The sequence below is a fragment of the Pseudarthrobacter sp. HLT1-7 genome, assembly GCF_059383435.1.
The window spans coordinates 420,303-435,675 of sequence record NZ_JBWZCH010000001.1 but is presented as its reverse complement, the minus strand read 5'-3'; the positions used below and the strand labels follow the sequence as shown (position 1 = coordinate 435,675).

Here is a 15,373-nt window from a genome sequence, read left to right as displayed (position 1 = left end):
GGAAAGGACGCACACGTGCGTAAGGTTTTTCAGGAAGAGCTCGCCCAGGTTGGGGAGCAGCTCGTCGAAATCTCCAAGCTGGTCAGTGAGGCCATCGAGAAGGCCTCGACTGCCTTCGAAGGCGCCGACATCGATCTCGCCGAGGACGTCATCGCGGCCGATGCCCGGATCGACTTCCTGCAGAACAGCCTCGACGAGCGCGCCATCGACATCCTGGCGCTGCAAGGCCCGGTGGCCAGCGACCTGCGGATGCTGGTCGGCGCGCTCCGGATGAGCGCCTCCCTTGAGCGCATGGGCGACCTCGCCCGCCACCTCGCCCAGCTCGCACGTCTGCGCTACCCGGCCGCAGTGGTGCCCGCCCGGCTGCAGGAGACGTTCAAGAGCTTCGCCGTACAGGACGCCCTAATCGCCGGCAAGCTCACCGTTCTGCTGGAAACCCGCGACCTCGAAGTTGCCCGGGACATTATGAAGGCCAACAGCGCCGTCAACGATCTGCACCTCAGCGTCTTCAAGGAGATCGCCCGCAGCGACTGGCACGAGTCCCCGGCCACCACCGTCGATGTCGCCCTGGCCAGCCGCTATTTCGAGCGCTTCGCGGACCACGGCGTCTCGGTCGCGCAGAAGGTCACCTATCTGGTCACCGGCGCCTGGCAGCCGAACAGCATCGAACACAGCTAGCCCTGCTCCTGGCAGCATTGAACTACGCACGACGACGGCCGGTCACCTTGGGGGTGACCGGCCGTCGTCGTTAGGCCGGTGAACCTACTTCTTGCCCTGGTTGGCGACCGCCTGGACGGCCACGGCGGCGGCCTCGGGGTCGAGGTAGGTGCCGCCCGGGTTGAGCGGCTGGAAGTTCTCGTCCAGTTCATACACGAGCGGGATGCCGGTGGGGATGTTCAGGCTGGCAATGGCCTCGTCGCTGATGCCGTCAAGGTGCTTGACCAGGGCGCGCAGCGAGTTGCCGTGCGCTGTGACCAGCACGGTCTTGCCGGCCTTGAGGTCTGCCTTGATGTCCGATTCCCAGTACGGCAGCAGACGGATCAGGACGTCCTGGAGGCACTCGGTGCGGGGCAACGCGTCGCCGAGGCCCTCGTAGCGCGGGTCCCCCACCTGGGAGAACTCGGAATCGTCGGCCAGCGGCGGCGGCGCCGTGTCGTAGGAGCGGCGCCAGGTCATGAACTGCTCTTCTCCGTATTCGGCGAGGGTCTGCGCCTTGTCCTTGCCCTGCAGTGCGCCGTAGTGGCGCTCGTTGAGCCGCCAGTCGCGCTTGACCGGGATCCAGCCGCGGTCCGCCTTCTCCAGAGTCAGGTTCGCCGTGTTGATGGCCCGCTTCAGCAAGGAGGTGTAGACGATGTCCGGGAGGATGTTGTTCTCCACCAGAAGCTCGCCGCCGCGAACCGCCTCGACACGGCCCTGGTCGTTCAGGTCAACGTCCACCCAGCCGGTGAACAGGTTCTTGGCGTTCCATTCGCTGTGGCCGTGGCGCAGCAGAATCAGCTTGTAAGTCATGGTTTTTATCCTAGCTGAGCGGTCACGGACGGCGCCCAGCGTTACATTCCGCCGCCTCCACTCCAACGCGGGGTCACTTCCGGCCCATCCCGGGGCTCCGCATGGGCCGGAAGTGACCCCGCGTTGGAGGATAGGGTGGGGCTGTGGTGCAGAAGGCTGAACGGGTGCAGTCCCCCCGGAACGAGGGCGGGGCGACTGGTGGTCCCCGGGCCGGTGCTACCCGGGCCGGCAGACCGGTGGGCAACATCACCCGCGGCACCACCAACCCGAACCGGATGCGCCGCCTGGACCGCTGGCTGACCGGGCCCCAGGCCTGGCGGCTGCGCGCGGCGGCCGATCCCCTCGTGGTGGACCTTGGTTACGGCGCCTCCCCGGCCACCGCCGTCGAACTCTTTGACCGCCTGTCCGTGATCAGACCGGACGTGCGTGTGGTCGGCATCGAGATCGAACCCGAGCGCGTCCGGCTGGCCAAGGAACTGGAACGCCCGGGACTCAGCTTCCGGCTGGGCGGCTTCGAATTGCCGGTGCCCGGCCGTCCGGTGCTGGTGCGCGCGTTCAACGTGCTGCGGCAGTACGAGGAGGGCGACGTCGCGGACCTCTGGCGGCTGGTGCAGGGCCGGCTGGCCGCGGACGGCCTGTTCATTGACGGCACGTGCGACGAGATCGGCCGCCGCGTCACCTGGGTGGCGCTCGACGCCGAGAAGCCGCTGAGCCTGAGCCTGTCCCTGCGGTTCGGCAGTTTCACCTTGCCCTCGGAGGCGGCGGAACGGCTGCCGAAGGCCCTCATCCACCGGAACGTGCCGGGAGAGAAGATCCATGCCTACCTGCAGGCGATGGACAAAGCCTGGCTGGAGGCCGCGCCGCTGGCATCGTTCGGGAACCGGCAGCGCTGGTCGGCCATGTGCCGGTCACTGCTCGACGCCGGCTGGCCGGTCCGGGACGGACCCTCGCGCTGGCGCTTAGGCGAACTGACCGTGGGCTGGGACGCCGTCGCTCCGACCCTTTAGAAGGGTGGGAGCCAGGTCACCAAGGGCCGTAGGGGCCCTGGTTCCGGCTTCCGCCGCGGCCCGCATCCGTGACGGCGGGGCGGACGTCGGCGAGGTACACGGACGCCGCGGTTACGGCCGCGAGCCCGAACAGGCCCAGCGGGCCAAGGAACCCGCCGCCACCGCCCAGCAGGGAGAGCAGGCCGATGGCCAGGGCACCGCCGGTCAGGGCCAGCCAGAAGGTCTTCGTCCGCTTGGACACGGCTTCAAAAACCGGCCCCTTCTGGCGGACGCAGTCGAAGAAGGCCCACACCTCGATGGCAAGGGCTACGAGGGCCAGGAGAAAATAGATCCCTGTTTCGGCATAGTAGATAATCGCTCTTCCGTCCATGCCCCCAGCCTATCCGCCCAATGTGGCCAAAGCCTGTTCCAAATCGGCCCACAAGTCCTCGACGTTTTCGATTCCCACGCTCAACCGGACGAGGTTCTCGGGAACACTGGCCGGCTCCGCCGCGTGCCGGCGGCGCCGTTCGATCAAGGATTCCACTCCGCCCAGCGAGGTGGCCGGCAGCCACAGCCGCAGCGCCCGGATCATCCGGTCTGCCGCGTCGGCACCGCTCAGTCCCCCGTCCGCAGCGCCAACCGGTGCCATCTCAACGCAAAGCACGGAGCCGAAGCCCTTCATCTGAGACCTGGCCCGCTGGTGGCCGGGGTCCGTGGCGAGACCCGGGAACCGGACGCTGCCGATTCTGGGGTGCGTGCTCAGCCGCCCGGCCAGCACGGCCGCCGAGGCCTGCGAGCGTTCCACCCGCACCGCAAGCGTGCGCAGGCCGCGCAGCGCCAGCCACGCTTCAAAGGGCCCGGCGATCCCGCCATGGATGGTGCGGTGGTGCAGCAGCGTGGCGCGGAGACCGGCGTCGGACGTCACGAGCGCGCCCAGCACCACGTCGGAGTGGCCGGAGAGGTACTTCGTCACCGAATGCAGCACGACGTCGGACCCCAGCGAGAGCGGCTGCTGCACGAGAGGGGTGGAGAAAGTGTTATCGGTGACGACGACGGCGCCCGCGGCGTGCGCCGCAGCGGCCAGCGCGCGGATGTCCGCGACGCCGAGCATCGGGTTGGTGGGACTCTCCAGCCAGAGCATGCTCGCCGGTTTCCCGTCCGCCGGCGCGAGCTGGTCCAGGACGGCGTCGGTGTCCGCGATGTCGACTGTCCGCAGCTCCAGGAAGCCCTTCTCCGCCAGCTCCGTAGCCATCACCAGCGAACCGGCGTAGCTGTGCGAGGGCATAACAAGCACTCCCTGCAGGGGAACCAGGGACAGGACAGAGCTCACGGCGGCCAGCCCCGAGGCATAGAGCAGGCCGGGCAGGCCGGCACCCTCAAGCTGGGCGAGGGCCTCCTCGAACGGATCCCAGGTGGGGTTGGAATACCGGCCGTAACCACGGTCGCCGTCGCCGAGGGGCCCGGTGCCGAAATAGGTGGAGGACAGCACCAGCGGAGGGTTGACCGGCTGATCGCGTTCGCGCGGCGGACGGCCGGCGGCCACCACAACCGTTTCGGCAGAAAGCGAGGCTGCCTGTTCTTCGGAAAGACTCATGGTCACAGAGTACTTCGGCACCGCGGAGGGCCGCGACGGCGTTACGCCGGGCACCATGATGTCGGTGGTTGTCGGTACTCTAGAACAGTGACCACCCAGAACCCCGGACTGTTTATCGCCTTCGAAGGCGGCGACGGCGCAGGAAAGTCCACGCAGTTGGCAGAACTGGCCGAGGCCCTTGAGTCGCGCGGCCTCACCGTGCTGCGGACCCGCGAACCGGGCGGCACCCCGATCGGCGAAAAGCTGCGCTCGCTCGTGCTGGACCACGGCCACGGCCACATCGATGCCCACACCGAGGCCCTCATCTTCGCGGCTTCCCGAGCCGCGCACGCCGGCCAGGTCATCCGTCCCGCCCTGGCCCGCGGCGAGATCGTCCTCACCGACCGCTACATCGATTCCTCGGTGGCCTACCAGGGTGCCGGCCGCGATCTGGGCACCGAGGCTGTCCGCGATATCAACGAATGGGCCACCTCAGGACTGCAGCCGGACCTGACGGTACTGCTCGACGTCGATCCGGCGGTGGGCCGCCGCCGCCGCACCGCGGGGGACGCCGCCGAAGACCGCCTCGAATCCGAGGCCGATGAATTCCATGCCAGGATCCGGACGGCCTTCCTCGACCTCGCCGCGGCCCGGCCGGAAAAATACCTCGTACTCCCCGCCCATCTCCCGGTTGACGAACTCGCCGCACGGATCCTCGAGCGCGTCGGGTCCTTGCTGTGTCTCCCGCGCAGTGTGAGAGCATGACCGTCTGGGACGACCTGCAGGGCCAGCCCGCCGTCGTCGCACAACTTCGCCAGGCCGCCCAGGGCGAGGGACCCACCCACGCCTGGCTCTTCACCGGCCCGCCCGGTTCCGGCCGGTCCAACGCTGCCAAAGCCTTTGCCGCCGCCTTGAACTGCGACCAGGAAGACCTTGGCCGGCGCGGCTGCGGGAACTGCGCGGCATGCCTGACAATCCTCGGCGAGACGCACTCCGATGTGGCCTTCGTGCGGACCGAAAAAGTCACTATCACCATCGATGAGGCACGCGAGCTCGTCTCGACGGCGGGGAACCGGCCCTCCTCTGCCCGCTGGCGCATCATCGTGGTGGAGGACGCGGACCGGATGGCCGAACGCACCACCAACGTGCTGCTTAAGGCCATCGAGGAGCCCACCCCTCGCACCATCTGGATGTTGTGTGCCCCGTCCCCCGCCGATGTGCTCGTTACGATCCGTTCCCGCTGCCGGCCGGTGGCGCTGCGGCTTCCGCCGCCCGCCGACGTCGCGGCCCTGCTGGTCAAGCGCGACGGCGTGGACCCGGCCGTCGCGGAACGTGCGGCCCGCGCTGCGCAGAGCCATGTCGGGATCGCCCGCCGTCTCGCCCGGGATCCGGATGCCCGGGCGCGCCGGCTCGAGACAGTGCGGTTCCCGCTTGGCCTCCGAGGCGTCACGGCCGCTGTCCTGATGGCGGAAAAGCTGGTCAAGATCGCCACCGCGGAAGCCAACAGCTCCAACGATGAGCGCGACGCCGCCGAGAAGGTCGCGCTGCTCGCCACCCTCGGGGCGCCCGAAAGCGGCGCGCTGCCGGCGGCCATGCGGGGCCAGGTCAAGCAGCTGGAGGATGACCAGAAGCGCCGCGCCAAGAGATCCGTCACGGATTCCCTCGACCGCACCTTGACCGATCTGCTGTCCTTCTACCGTGATGTCCTGATCATCCAGATGGGGAACGCCGTCGAACTCGTCAACGTTGACTTCAGGAGCGAACTCGACGAATTCGCCCGCCACTCCACCGCCGAAACCACCCTGGCCCGCATGGACGCCATCAACAAGGCCCGTAAACGGATCACCACCACCAACGTGGCTCCGTTGCTGGCCATCGAGTCCATGGCCAGCAGCCTCATCTGATCCCCGGCCGCCCCGGTCCTTGCCCGCCGGCCCTTCGCCCCGTTCCAATCCCCAGGGAGAACCGCATGAAGTCTGCACGAGACGTGCCCGCCCGATTCCGATCCGCAGCGATCGGCGTATTGGCCGCTGCCGGCGCCGTGGCCCTGGCCCTGGTGCTTGCCTCGTGCAGCGTCTTCGGCGGCGGCGACAGTGGGGCCAAAGACTCCGCCAACCCCGATCCGGCGATCGCGGCCGCGGCCCCCGCCGAGCTCCGGAGCTTCTACACCCAACAAGTGAACTGGACCGGCTGCGAGAACGACTTCACGTGCGCCAAGATCAAAGTCCCGCTGGACTACAGCAAGCCGGACGGCGAAAGCATCGAAATCGCCGCGCTCAAGCTGTCCACCAAGGGCAACAGCAGGAAGGGCAGCCTGCTGGTCAACCCGGGCGGCCCCGGCGGCTCAGGCTACGACTTCGTCCGGGATGCCGGCGCCACCACCATCTCGGAGAACGTTCGCTCCAACTACGACATCGTCGGTTTCGATCCGCGCGGGGTGAAGCGCTCGTCCCCGGTTACGTGCCTCACGGACCAGGAGCGCGACGCCTCCCGGGCGAAGATCTATAAACTTGACACGGAAGCCGGTCTGGCGGAGGCGATTGCGGACAACAAGGTAATCGCCGCCAAGTGTGCCGAAAAGACCGGCCCCGTGCTCGGCCACGTCGACACAGCCAGCGCCGCCAAGGATCTCGACATCCTGCGCGGCGTGCTCAACGACAGCAAGCTGAACTACCTCGGCTACTCCTACGGCACTTTCCTTGGCTCCACCTATGCCTCGCTGTTCCCGGACAACGTCGGCCGGATGGTCCTCGACGGCGCGCTGGATCCGTCACTCAGCTACGAAGAACTTACCAGCGGGCAGGCCAGGGCCTTCGAGAAGGCCATCCTGGCGTACGTGAAGCATTGCCTCGGTGGCAACGGCTGCCCGCTCAGCGGCACCCCGGAGGAAGCCGTCGGCCAGATCCAGGCCATCATCAAAGCCGTGGAGGCGGACCCGAAGTCCGCGAAGGACGGCCGGGTGGTCTCCGCCGCCACGTTCGTCAGCGGCTTTATCCTGCCGTTCTATAACGATGACAACTGGCCCGTGCTCACCCAGGCCCTGGACAGCGCGTTGAAGGGCGACGTGACGCCGATGCTCCGGCTCGCCGACCTCGGCGCGGACCGGGAGCCGAACGGCAGTTACTCCGCGAATTCGACCTTCGCCTTCACCGCCGTCAACTGCCTGGACTACCCCACGGTGACGGATACCGCCGGCATGCGGGCGGATGAGCAGCAGTTGCGCCTGGACTCCCCCACGCTGGGCTCCGCCTTCGCCTATGGCGGCACGAACTGCAAGGACTGGCCGTACAAGAACGTCCGGACGCCGGCCCCGGCGGAGTACAAGGGGTCAACTGAAATTCTGGTGGTGGGGACCACCGGCGATCCGGCGACGCCGGTGGAATGGGCTGGCTCGCTGCGCAAGCAGCTCGGTAACGCCTCACTCCTGACCTGGAAAGGCGAGGGGCACACCGCCTACGGACGCTCCAACGATTGCATCGCCAAGGCTGTGGACGGCTATCTCGTGGACGGTAAGTCACCGGCGGACAACACCGTCTGTTGAGGCCCGCCGGAGGCTGTTGCGAGACCCGGAACAGCCCATTTTGACCCGGGCGCCGGGACTCCATTACAGTTATCTCTTGCATGATCCGCCCGGTTCGCCGGAATTCATGCGGTTGCTTCCTTAGCTCAGTTGGTAGAGCGTCTCACTCGTAATGAGAAGGTCGCCAGTTCGATTCTGGCAGGAAGCTCGGACAGGGAAACCCCGGAAATCAAAGATTTCCGGGGTTTCTTGCGTTGCCCGCCATTCCTGCGGTGCTGCCTGCCAACCCGGTTACCGCCGGTCCCGGAAGCTGCAACCAACGGGCAGGATGTCAGCCGAGGGCCAGAATTGAGTTGACCATCTGGGTAAGCTCGGCACTTGCCTCGGGCGTGACGGTGGCGCCGCCTTTCACCACGGTGGCGGCAAGGTTTCCCTTGATACCCGTCACCGTCAGAGCTGTCTGCGTGGCGCCGGTTGGCAGGGTTTGTTTGGTCAGGGCCGCATAGGAATCGTCCCCGGAAGTCACAGCGTCCACGGGCGTGGTCTCAGACGTGACTTTCTGGCCGCCGACGTCAATAGTGAAGCTCTTGCACTGCTCGGCCGCGGCCCGGGAAGCCTTCAGGGTGCCGGACAGGGTCTTGGCGTCCTTGAGGGCGATGACGGTTACGATGATTGCCGTTTTATCGGCGGCATTGGCCGTGGTGGCTCCGGCATACGTGCTGTCCTCCGGGACCTGGGAACTGCTGTCGACGAAGAGCTTACAGGCTTCCGGCGTGACGACGGCGCTCTTGAGTAATTCCCTGGCCTTGATGATGCCCTCATCAATTTGTGCGGCCGGGATCACGGTGAGAGGCCGGCCCTGGGAGTCCTTGAGTGTGGAAAGCAGGCCTGTCAGGTCCGCGTTGCTGTAAGTCTTCGCAGGCGTGGGGGTGGGGGTGGCAGTCGGCGGCGGAGTCGCCGTCGTCGTTGCTGGTGCGGTACCGGTCCCGGTCCCGGTCCCGCAGCCGGCCAGCGCCAGGAGTGCTGCCAGGAGGAGGGCCGCCGGTGTGGTGCGTGGATGCATGAGTGTCCCCAATCGTTGACCGGTCCGCTCCCGGTTATCGGGGGCGCGTTCCGGAACCGACCAGCCGTCGCATCTTTAGGGAGGCTCCCGGCAGGTGTGGCGTGTTGCGGCACGCCGGAAAGAGGTGGGAGGGGGCGCTGCTGCGGACGTCCGGCAATCCGGAACCCCGGTGGAACGGCCCTCTCCGACACCCCTGTCTAACACGATGTCGCCAACATATAGCAAGCAGCCCACATGGCAACAGAGGGGATGCTACCTGTTTTCAGCCGTTTTTCACCTTTCCATTGATGTGCCGGGAATCCGGCCGGCGCGCGTCAGGAGCGCTGAGCCGGCGGAATCCGGGGCGGACCTGCGGTCGCCGCGTTCGACCGCCGCGTCACCCGCACAGGAGTTGCTGCCGGTATCGTATTCTCGTTAGACGTCGCGCTGCAACGGGACCGGCGGCGTGCCGCGTGCGAACCGGCACTCGCGACGCCCGTGCGCGACACCTATACGGAATGGGCGCGTCATCGGCACGCAATGGGGGAGGACAAATGAAGGGCATCATTTTCAATTTGCTCGAAGAGGTGATCATCCAGCACCATGGCGAGGACGCTTGGGACGATCTGCTGGACGGAGCCGGATTCAGCGGCTCGTACACATCCTTGGGCAGCTATCCGGATGAGGAAGCCCTCCGGTTGCTCAGCCTTGCCGCCGATTCGTTGAATTCGACGCCCTTTGACATACTGCGGTGGTTCGGACGGGAAGCAATGCCGCTGCTCGCCGTCCGGTATCCGGGCTATTTCCGCGGACACTCCACCACCCGGCCGTTTGTGCTCAGCGTCAACAGCATCATCCATCCTGAGGTCCGAATGATTTATCCCGGCGCTGATGTCCCCACCTTCGGGTTCCGTGACGAGCCGGACGGTTCGCTGGAGCTGACCTACAGCTCCGCCCGCCGGCTTTGTGCGCTGGCCCACGGTTTCCTTGAAGGTGCCGCCGCCCACTATGGCGAAACCCTCGATTTTGACCAACTCCAGTGCATGAACCTGGGCGCCTCAAGCTGCGTGTGCCGCGTAACCTTCCACGGCGCGAAGCAGGCCTGAGCACCATGGATAGCCTGCAAGAGGCCGAGGCGGAGAACGGCAAGCTTCGACGGCGGCTCCACCGTGAACGCGCCGCCCGCCTTGAAGCCGAATCGATTGCGGAGGAAGGGCTCCGCCGGCTTTTCGCGAAGAATCAGCAACTACTGCTCCTGGAAGCCATCGCGGACGCCGCCAACCAGGCTGTGACGGTTGCCGACGCGCTTCAGTCCGCTGTGCGCTCGGTCTGCAAGTTCACCGTCTGGCAGGTGGGCCATGCCTATCTGGTAGCCGGCGACGGTTCCGAGGCGCGGCTGCTCTCTACTCCCATCTGGCACGGCGTCCAGGAGGGGCAGTTCCGGGATTTTCATCAGACCACTGAGTCCGCGGATTTCGACTCCGGCGTCGGCCTGCCAGGCCGGGTCCTGGCAGGGGCGGCGCCTGCCTGGATCGCGGACATCGCCCTCGACCCGGATTTTCCGCGGGCGGCCGCGGCCGAACGGATCGGGCTCAAGGCCGCCGCCGCTTTCCCGGTCCTAATGGGCGATGAGGTGACGGCGGTCCTGGAGTTTTTCGCTGACCGCGTGCTGGAACCGGACGAGACGCTGCTTCGCTTGATGGCAAGAATCGGTACCCAGCTCGGCCGCGTAGCCGAACGCAACCGCGCCGAAACCCGGTTGCTTCATGACGCCTTCCATGACCGGCTGACGGGCCTTCCCAACCGTTCCTTGTTTGCCGACCGGCTGGCTCATGCGGTCGCGCACCATCGCCGGCAGGGTGATGACACCTTTGCGGTGCTGTTCATAGACCTTGACGATTTCAAACGGGTCAATGACAGCCTGGGCCATCGCGCCGGCGACGACCTGATCGTCCAGTTGGCGCAGCGATTGAAGGCGTGCCTGCGGGAAGAAGACACGCTGGCACGGATAGGCGGAGACGAGTTCACGGTGCTGCTGGAGGGCGCTGCGGACGTCCATGACGCAAAGTGCGCGGCCGAACGCCTGATGGCAGCCCTCAAACGGCCCTTCACCATTGACAACGAGGAAGTTTTCGCCAGCGCCAGCATTGGCATCGCCGCCGGAACAGCGGGCCGTGAATCCGCCGATGAACTGCTGCAGCATGCGGACCTTGCCATGTACCGGGCTAAAGCCCTGGGCAAGGGCCGCTACGAAATCTACGATTCTGCCACGCATAAACGGGCCGCCGGCGGCGTCCCGTCAGGGAAATTGCTGGCGCCACGCACGACCTGACGATGAGTTGGTCCGTCATGACCAGGCGACCATCACCAGCACTACGTCCATCCGCTGGCCCCGGCGCGGGGGCATGTCCCTTCGCGCGCCGGGTGGGTCCGGCTGCGGGTAGCCAGGCCGCACCACGGGTGACGGGGGGGCATGCCCATTCTTCGCACCCGGGACTGGGCATAATGGCACTGTGCCCATCCGCTGGCCCCCGCGCGGGGCATGTCCCTGAGCCCAGCCATCCCAACCTCTGGACCCAGGCCTCAAAGACCTCAAGAAGATGCCCATTGTTTCGGAGTCGTCGGCCTCCGTCAGCACTACGAGGCGCTACCTGGCGGTCAGCACCGGGTTGACCGGAGCTTTCACGGCATCCACCTGCAGGCCCACGGTGCGCTTCTGCCCGGCAGTGATCGCCGTGGCCCACTCGGAGCCGGTGCAGGTGACCGAAACATTGGCGATGAACGTGCACTTCACACCCCAGGAGTTGACGATCCTCGTTACGTTCGGGTCCGGCCAGGTCACGGACCAGGTGAGGGCGCTCCGCAGCCCGGTGACGTCAATGTTGGCGACGTAGCCGCCGTTCCAGGAGCTGGCGAGCCGCCAGGCCGCGCTGATCGCGGGGACCGCCGTCGGGGTCGGAGCCGGGGCCGCCGTCGGGGTCGGAGCCGGGGCCGCCGTCGGGGTCGGAGCCGGGGCCGCCGTAGCAGTCGGGTTAGGAGCCGGGGTTGCCGTCGCCGTCGGGACCACGGGCGTGCCGCCCAGGATCGGGGCCAGCGCGGCCAGCTTGGCGGCCTCGGGTGTGCGCCAGTCCGCCTGGACGAGGCCGCCGGTGACGCCGCTGTTCGGGTTGAACGACCAGTAGGCAAAGCTCATGCCGTTGGTGCCCAGATAGGAGACAATCCGCTCCATCCACTGCTGATCCGACGTGGTCTGCAGGGCGCTGCCGAACTCGCCGAGCAGGACCGGGGCGATGCCCTGTTTCTGGAGGTAACCCCAGTTCTTGTCCCAGACCGCGGGCAGGTTGTTCGGGTAGTTCACGTCGCTGAACCACTTCTGCGCGTAAAGGGAGGCCGGGTAGTCGTGCGGCGAGTAGACAACGCGGTTGGGGGTGTCCAGGAGGACGGGCATTGCTCCGGCGTCGGCGAGCCCGCCTCCCCACCAGGTAGCGGCGCCGTCGCCCTGATTCTCGATGCCCTCGACCAGGATCAGCAGCTTCGGGTTGGAGGCCAGGACGGCGTTGCCGCCGCGGGTGGCTGCCGCGTGCCAGTCGGTCGCTGCGGGCCCGCCCCAGCTTGCGGCCCCGGCCGGCTCGTTGTGGAGGTCCGCGCCGATGACGGTCGGATAATTCTTGTAGCGCTCGGCGAGCATCTTCCAGTCCGAGATCCACGTCGACTCCGGGTAGGCGGTGGTGTACCAGAGCGGGGACTGGTCGGCGCTGGACGGGCGGTGCCGGTCCAGGATGATCTGCAGGCCGTTGGCCTTGGCCCGGGCAATGACGGTGTCCATCAGGACCAGCGGCGTCTTGCCCTCAAGGGCGTATGCCCGGTTGGCCCAGTAGTTCAGGTTGCCCTTGATGGACGCCGCTGCGAGGCACTCGTTGGAGAACGGCAGCCGGACGGTGTTGAAGCCCATCGACTTGATATTGGCCAGGGCATCGTCGATGGTGAGGGTCCCCCACAGGCCGTGCGGCATGCAGTCGGAGGTTTCCATGCCAAACCAGGACGTCGCCTTGATCGTGTACGCGCCGTTGTTCGAGTCGCGGATCGTCCCGCCGTCGGTGTGCAGCCAGCCAGTCGCCGGTGTGGTGGATCCGGTCTCCGCCGTCATGGCGGTTCCACGCGGGCCAGCAGCCTGGGCCGAGACGGCGAAGGCTGACAGGGCGAGCGCCACGGCCACCGCGCCACTGAACAGTCCGACCGCCATCGCCTTTTGACTTCCGCCGGCATGGCGTGGCGTGTGCGCAAACAGCTTCACATTTTCCTCCGAGTCGGGTGTGCCGGCACAGTGCGGAACGGCAAACAAAAAGTATCAAGCCCAGGCGGGAAATATGTCCTTTTACGAATATTTCCTGCCGTGCCGCGATGGGAGGGCTTTGTGACTGTTGCCTTTGCACGCACCCGTCAGCAAGTCTTGGGACATGGAACTGCCAGAGCGGACCCCGGCGGGACCTTCCGGGTCGCCGGGCATGACGCGGCGGATCGTCTGGGGCCCGGTGATCGGGTTCGGCCTCGTCAGCCTGGCCGCCGACGTCGTGTCCGACGGCGCCCATCCGCTGGCGGGCCCCTGCTGGCCCAGCTCGGAGACCCCGGCTCGGCAGAGCCGTCCGGAGCCCGGCCGAGACCGTCCTGCTGGCAGCCGCCGCCAAGCCCGTCGGGCGCGGCCGCGGGTTCGCGGTCCACAAGTCCCTCGACCTCACCGGGGCACTGCTCGGGCCGCTCCTGGTCTCGGCGCTGCTAGCCGCCACTGGTCTGATCTCGGCGGCTTTCGCGGTATTGGCCACCGGCGGCGGCGCGGACATTGCCGGCCACCCGCCACCGTTGCTTACCGGAAGTTTCGCCCACTTCGCCGTTGCTGGCTTCTTCTGGAGTGCGGGGCTGGTGGCCTTCGGCGTCATCTCCTTCCACCTGACGACGACGGTGGCCGTCCCCGTCGCCGTGGTCCCGCTGATGTACGCGGGGGGCGGCGGCGGCCCTCGGCGCCCTCGCCACCGGCGTGCTGTACGACCGGGCCGGCGCTGCCGCGCTCCTCGCGCTTCCCCTGCTGATCGCCGCCGCACCGGTGCTGGCGCTGGCCCCGGGGCGCTGTACGGCGCGCTTTTTGACTCCCGGCCGCTGCTGGTTGCGGCAGTGGCCATCCTGCAGCTCTCCGCCTTCGTGGTGATCCTGGTGATCCTGCGGAAATCCCGCCGGCCCTAGCCTCCGGCCGGGATGCCCGACGACGCCGACGTGGACAAGTGTGCTCTCCTCCTCCCGAACGCGCACATCCGCATCGGGGCGGCACTCCGCGGTGGAAGGGGCCGCAGCTTCTATGATTCTTGCATGGGAGAGCTGGAGCTGGCGGACATTGCGGCACGCCTCTATGCCCTGCCATTCGACGAATTTGTGGCCGCCCGGACGGCCGCCGCCAAGGCCGCCGCCGGCACGAACACTGCCGGCACGGACACCGCCGGCACGAAGCAGCAGCGGTCCTTGGCAGCGGAGGTCCGTTCCCTTCCCAAACCGTCCATGGCGGCATGGACGGTGAACATCCTGGCGGCACAGCAGCCGGGAACCCTGCGGGAGCTCGCCGTCCTGGGGCAGTCGATGCGTGCCGCGCAATCGGCCCTCGACGCTGCCGAGCTTCGCCGGCTGGGACGGGAGCGGCGGCAGTTGGTTTCCGGTGCCGTCCAGGCGGCGCGGCTTCTCGCGGAGCAATGGGGCCGGAAGATCAGCGGCACGATTGCGGCGGAGGTTGAAGAGACACTGCGCGCTGCAGCCGCCGATGAAGGTGCGTCGGTCGCTGTGCGGAGCGGGCGCCTGCTCCGCGGGCTCTCCGCCGACGGAGTCGACGCCGTGGATCTGGCAGGTGCCGTGGCCCTGCCGATTCTTTCGGCACCATCGACACCGGCGGCACCACCGACACCATCGGCTCCGGCCGAAACGGCTCCGACACCCTCAAAGCTCCCCACCAGCACTCCCGGCAGCACTTCCGCCGGGACTTTTTCCACAGCCGCCCGGACGGCAAGACCGAAACAGCCCCGGCTGCGGGCGGTGCGGCAGGAGCACCGGACGCCGGCGCCGTCGGCGCTGGAACGCGCCGCGGCCGCGCTGCAGGAAGCCGAACAATCGGCACGCGAAGCCGCTGAGAAGGCCGGCCACTATGAAGTGGAGCTCGTTGAGTCCGCCAGGCTGGCAGCCCGGCTGGCGGGAGCCGTGCGCACCCTCAGGGAACAGCTGACGCAGTCTGAACTTGACCTCAAAGCCGCGCGCAGACAGCAGGAGCTGTCCGCCGCCCAAGCGCAGCAGGCCGCCCGGGCAGCGGCCAAGGCACTGCGCAAAGAAGACTTCGCCCGGGAACGGGTGCTGCGGCTTGGCAACACACCGGACTGATCGACCATTGCTGTCGGAGGCCGGCTGCACACTTAAGCCATGGAAACGAATCAGTACTTTGAAGTGACGTATCTGGACACGGACTGCGGCCGCGTCCGCACCGAAAGCTTCAGTGATGCTGCGGACGCGGAACGATTCGCCAGCCGCCGCATCGTGGCTGAGGACGGGTGGGCCATCATCGACGCCGTGCCGCTGCGGCAGGGACGGGAAGCTGCCTAGCCCGCCCCGGGGAAAACCACGCAGCAGAAAGGGCCTCCACCCGAGCCGGGTAGCGGCCCCTGCTGCAGTCTTCCGCCGGAAGCAGTCCGGCTAAAGCAGCGCAGTCCTGCAGA

Annotated in this window: 15 protein-coding genes and 1 tRNA gene; 11 read left to right on the top strand and 5 right to left on the bottom strand. The window is 67.4% G+C overall.

The annotated features are described in order from the left end of the window. Window positions 1-15: 15 nt before the first annotated feature. Window positions 16-678, top strand: a complete 663-nt coding sequence (gene phoU, locus AC50X6_RS02050; RefSeq protein WP_494964646.1) for a phosphate signaling complex protein PhoU — start codon at window positions 16-18, stop codon at window positions 676-678. A gap of 84 nt (window positions 679-762) precedes the next feature. On the opposite strand, the gene AC50X6_RS02045 is transcribed toward phoU, so the two are convergent. Then, a complete protein-coding gene (locus tag AC50X6_RS02045; RefSeq protein WP_494964645.1) occupies window positions 763-1,509 on the bottom strand; it encodes a phosphoglyceromutase in 747 nt (248 codons plus the stop codon). A gap of 143 nt (window positions 1,510-1,652) precedes the next feature. Between AC50X6_RS02045 and AC50X6_RS02040 the strand changes: the two genes are divergently transcribed. Continuing rightward, the gene (locus AC50X6_RS02040) at window positions 1,653-2,516 is read left to right on the top strand and encodes a class I SAM-dependent methyltransferase (protein ID WP_494964644.1); all 864 of its coding nucleotides are present in this window, start codon (window positions 1,653-1,655) and stop codon (window positions 2,514-2,516) included. A 16-nt stretch (window positions 2,517-2,532) separates the two neighbouring features. Here AC50X6_RS02040 and AC50X6_RS02035 read toward each other — a convergent pair whose 3' ends face one another. Together AC50X6_RS02035 and AC50X6_RS02030 are read right to left on the bottom strand one after the other, a co-directional pair. Continuing rightward, window positions 2,533-2,886, bottom strand: a complete 354-nt coding sequence (locus AC50X6_RS02035) for a DUF2516 family protein (protein ID WP_494964643.1) — start codon at window positions 2,884-2,886, stop codon at window positions 2,533-2,535. 9 nt (window positions 2,887-2,895) lie between these two features. Continuing rightward, the gene (locus AC50X6_RS02030) at window positions 2,896-4,092 is read right to left on the bottom strand and encodes a trans-sulfuration enzyme family protein (protein ID WP_494964642.1); all 1,197 of its coding nucleotides are present in this window, start codon (window positions 4,090-4,092) and stop codon (window positions 2,896-2,898) included. An 87-nt stretch (window positions 4,093-4,179) separates the two neighbouring features. Here AC50X6_RS02030 and tmk point away from each other — a divergent pair, with 87 nt between their 5' ends. The 4 genes from tmk (at window position 4,180) to AC50X6_RS02010 (ending at window position 7,799) form a co-directional block, all read left to right on the top strand. Beyond that, entirely contained in the window at window positions 4,180-4,836 is a 657-nt protein-coding gene (tmk, locus tag AC50X6_RS02025; protein WP_494964641.1) for a dTMP kinase, read from the top strand. After that, the gene (locus AC50X6_RS02020; RefSeq protein ID WP_494964640.1) at window positions 4,833-5,975 is read left to right on the top strand and encodes a DNA polymerase III subunit delta'; all 1,143 of its coding nucleotides are present in this window, start codon (window positions 4,833-4,835) and stop codon (window positions 5,973-5,975) included. Before tmk ends, AC50X6_RS02020 begins: the two co-directional genes overlap by 4 nt. A gap of 65 nt (window positions 5,976-6,040) precedes the next feature. Then, window positions 6,041-7,612, top strand: a complete 1,572-nt coding sequence (locus AC50X6_RS02015; protein ID WP_494964639.1) for an alpha/beta hydrolase — start codon at window positions 6,041-6,043, stop codon at window positions 7,610-7,612. Between the two features lie 114 nt (window positions 7,613-7,726). Continuing rightward, window positions 7,727-7,799: transfer RNA gene (locus AC50X6_RS02010), tRNA-Thr, on the top strand. Between the two features lie 123 nt (window positions 7,800-7,922). Here AC50X6_RS02010 and AC50X6_RS02005 read toward each other — a convergent pair. Next, window positions 7,923-8,654 carry a hypothetical protein gene (locus tag AC50X6_RS02005; protein WP_494964638.1) on the bottom strand — a complete coding sequence of 244 codons (732 nt, stop codon included), beginning with the start codon at window positions 8,652-8,654 and terminating at the stop codon, window positions 7,923-7,925. 533 nt (window positions 8,655-9,187) lie between these two features. Here AC50X6_RS02005 and AC50X6_RS02000 point away from each other — a divergent pair. Both AC50X6_RS02000 and AC50X6_RS01995 read left to right on the top strand, forming a co-directional pair. Then, window positions 9,188-9,739, top strand: a complete 552-nt coding sequence (locus tag AC50X6_RS02000) for a heme NO-binding domain-containing protein (protein WP_494964637.1) — start codon at window positions 9,188-9,190, stop codon at window positions 9,737-9,739. Between the two features lie 5 nt (window positions 9,740-9,744). Then, window positions 9,745-10,965, top strand: coding sequence for a diguanylate cyclase domain-containing protein (locus AC50X6_RS01995; RefSeq protein WP_494964636.1), 1,221 nt, complete (start codon window positions 9,745-9,747; stop codon window positions 10,963-10,965). 315 nt (window positions 10,966-11,280) lie between these two features. Here the strand turns inward: AC50X6_RS01995 and AC50X6_RS01990 are convergent, their stop codons facing one another. Then, window positions 11,281-12,876 (bottom strand): cellulase family glycosylhydrolase, encoded by a 1,596-nt coding sequence (locus AC50X6_RS01990; protein ID WP_494964635.1) that lies wholly within the window; start codon window positions 12,874-12,876, stop codon window positions 11,281-11,283. A gap of 614 nt (window positions 12,877-13,490) precedes the next feature. Between AC50X6_RS01990 and AC50X6_RS01985 the strand changes: the two genes are divergently transcribed. From AC50X6_RS01985 to AC50X6_RS01975, 3 genes are all read left to right on the top strand, one after another. Beyond that, window positions 13,491-13,868 carry a hypothetical protein gene (locus tag AC50X6_RS01985; protein WP_494964634.1) on the top strand — a complete coding sequence of 126 codons (378 nt, stop codon included), beginning with the start codon at window positions 13,491-13,493 and terminating at the stop codon, window positions 13,866-13,868. A gap of 123 nt (window positions 13,869-13,991) precedes the next feature. Further along, the gene (locus AC50X6_RS01980; RefSeq protein ID WP_494964633.1) at window positions 13,992-15,041 is read left to right on the top strand and encodes a hypothetical protein; all 1,050 of its coding nucleotides are present in this window, start codon (window positions 13,992-13,994) and stop codon (window positions 15,039-15,041) included. Between the two features lie 39 nt (window positions 15,042-15,080). After that, window positions 15,081-15,260, top strand: coding sequence for a hypothetical protein (locus AC50X6_RS01975; protein ID WP_494964632.1), 180 nt, complete (start codon window positions 15,081-15,083; stop codon window positions 15,258-15,260). Window positions 15,261-15,373 lie beyond the last annotated feature (113 nt).

What these genes read in the sequence shown, in the direction of transcription:
- AC50X6_RS02045 (WP_494964645.1), bottom strand. Translation starts at nt 1,509, where the DNA reads ATGACTTACAAGCTGATTCTGCTGCGCCACGGCCACAGCGAATGGAAC.
- AC50X6_RS02035 (WP_494964643.1), bottom strand. Translation starts at nt 2,886, where the DNA reads ATGGACGGAAGAGCGATTATCTACTATGCCGAAACAGGGATCTATTTT.
- AC50X6_RS02030 (WP_494964642.1), bottom strand. Translation starts at nt 4,092, where the DNA reads ATGAGTCTTTCCGAAGAACAGGCAGCCTCGCTTTCTGCCGAAACGGTT.
- AC50X6_RS02020 (WP_494964640.1), top strand. Translation starts at nt 4,833, where the DNA reads ATGACCGTCTGGGACGACCTGCAGGGCCAGCCCGCCGTCGTCGCACAA.
- AC50X6_RS02015 (WP_494964639.1), top strand. Translation starts at nt 6,041, where the DNA reads ATGAAGTCTGCACGAGACGTGCCCGCCCGATTCCGATCCGCAGCGATC.
- AC50X6_RS02005 (WP_494964638.1), bottom strand. Translation starts at nt 8,654, where the DNA reads ATGCATCCACGCACCACACCGGCGGCCCTCCTCCTGGCAGCACTCCTG.
- AC50X6_RS02000 (WP_494964637.1), top strand. Translation starts at nt 9,188, where the DNA reads ATGAAGGGCATCATTTTCAATTTGCTCGAAGAGGTGATCATCCAGCAC.
- AC50X6_RS01995 (WP_494964636.1), top strand. Translation starts at nt 9,745, where the DNA reads ATGGATAGCCTGCAAGAGGCCGAGGCGGAGAACGGCAAGCTTCGACGG.
- AC50X6_RS01990 (WP_494964635.1), bottom strand. Translation starts at nt 12,876, where the DNA reads ATGGCGGTCGGACTGTTCAGTGGCGCGGTGGCCGTGGCGCTCGCCCTG.
- AC50X6_RS01980 (WP_494964633.1), top strand. Translation starts at nt 13,992, where the DNA reads ATGGGAGAGCTGGAGCTGGCGGACATTGCGGCACGCCTCTATGCCCTG.
- AC50X6_RS01975 (WP_494964632.1), top strand. Translation starts at nt 15,081, where the DNA reads ATGGAAACGAATCAGTACTTTGAAGTGACGTATCTGGACACGGACTGC.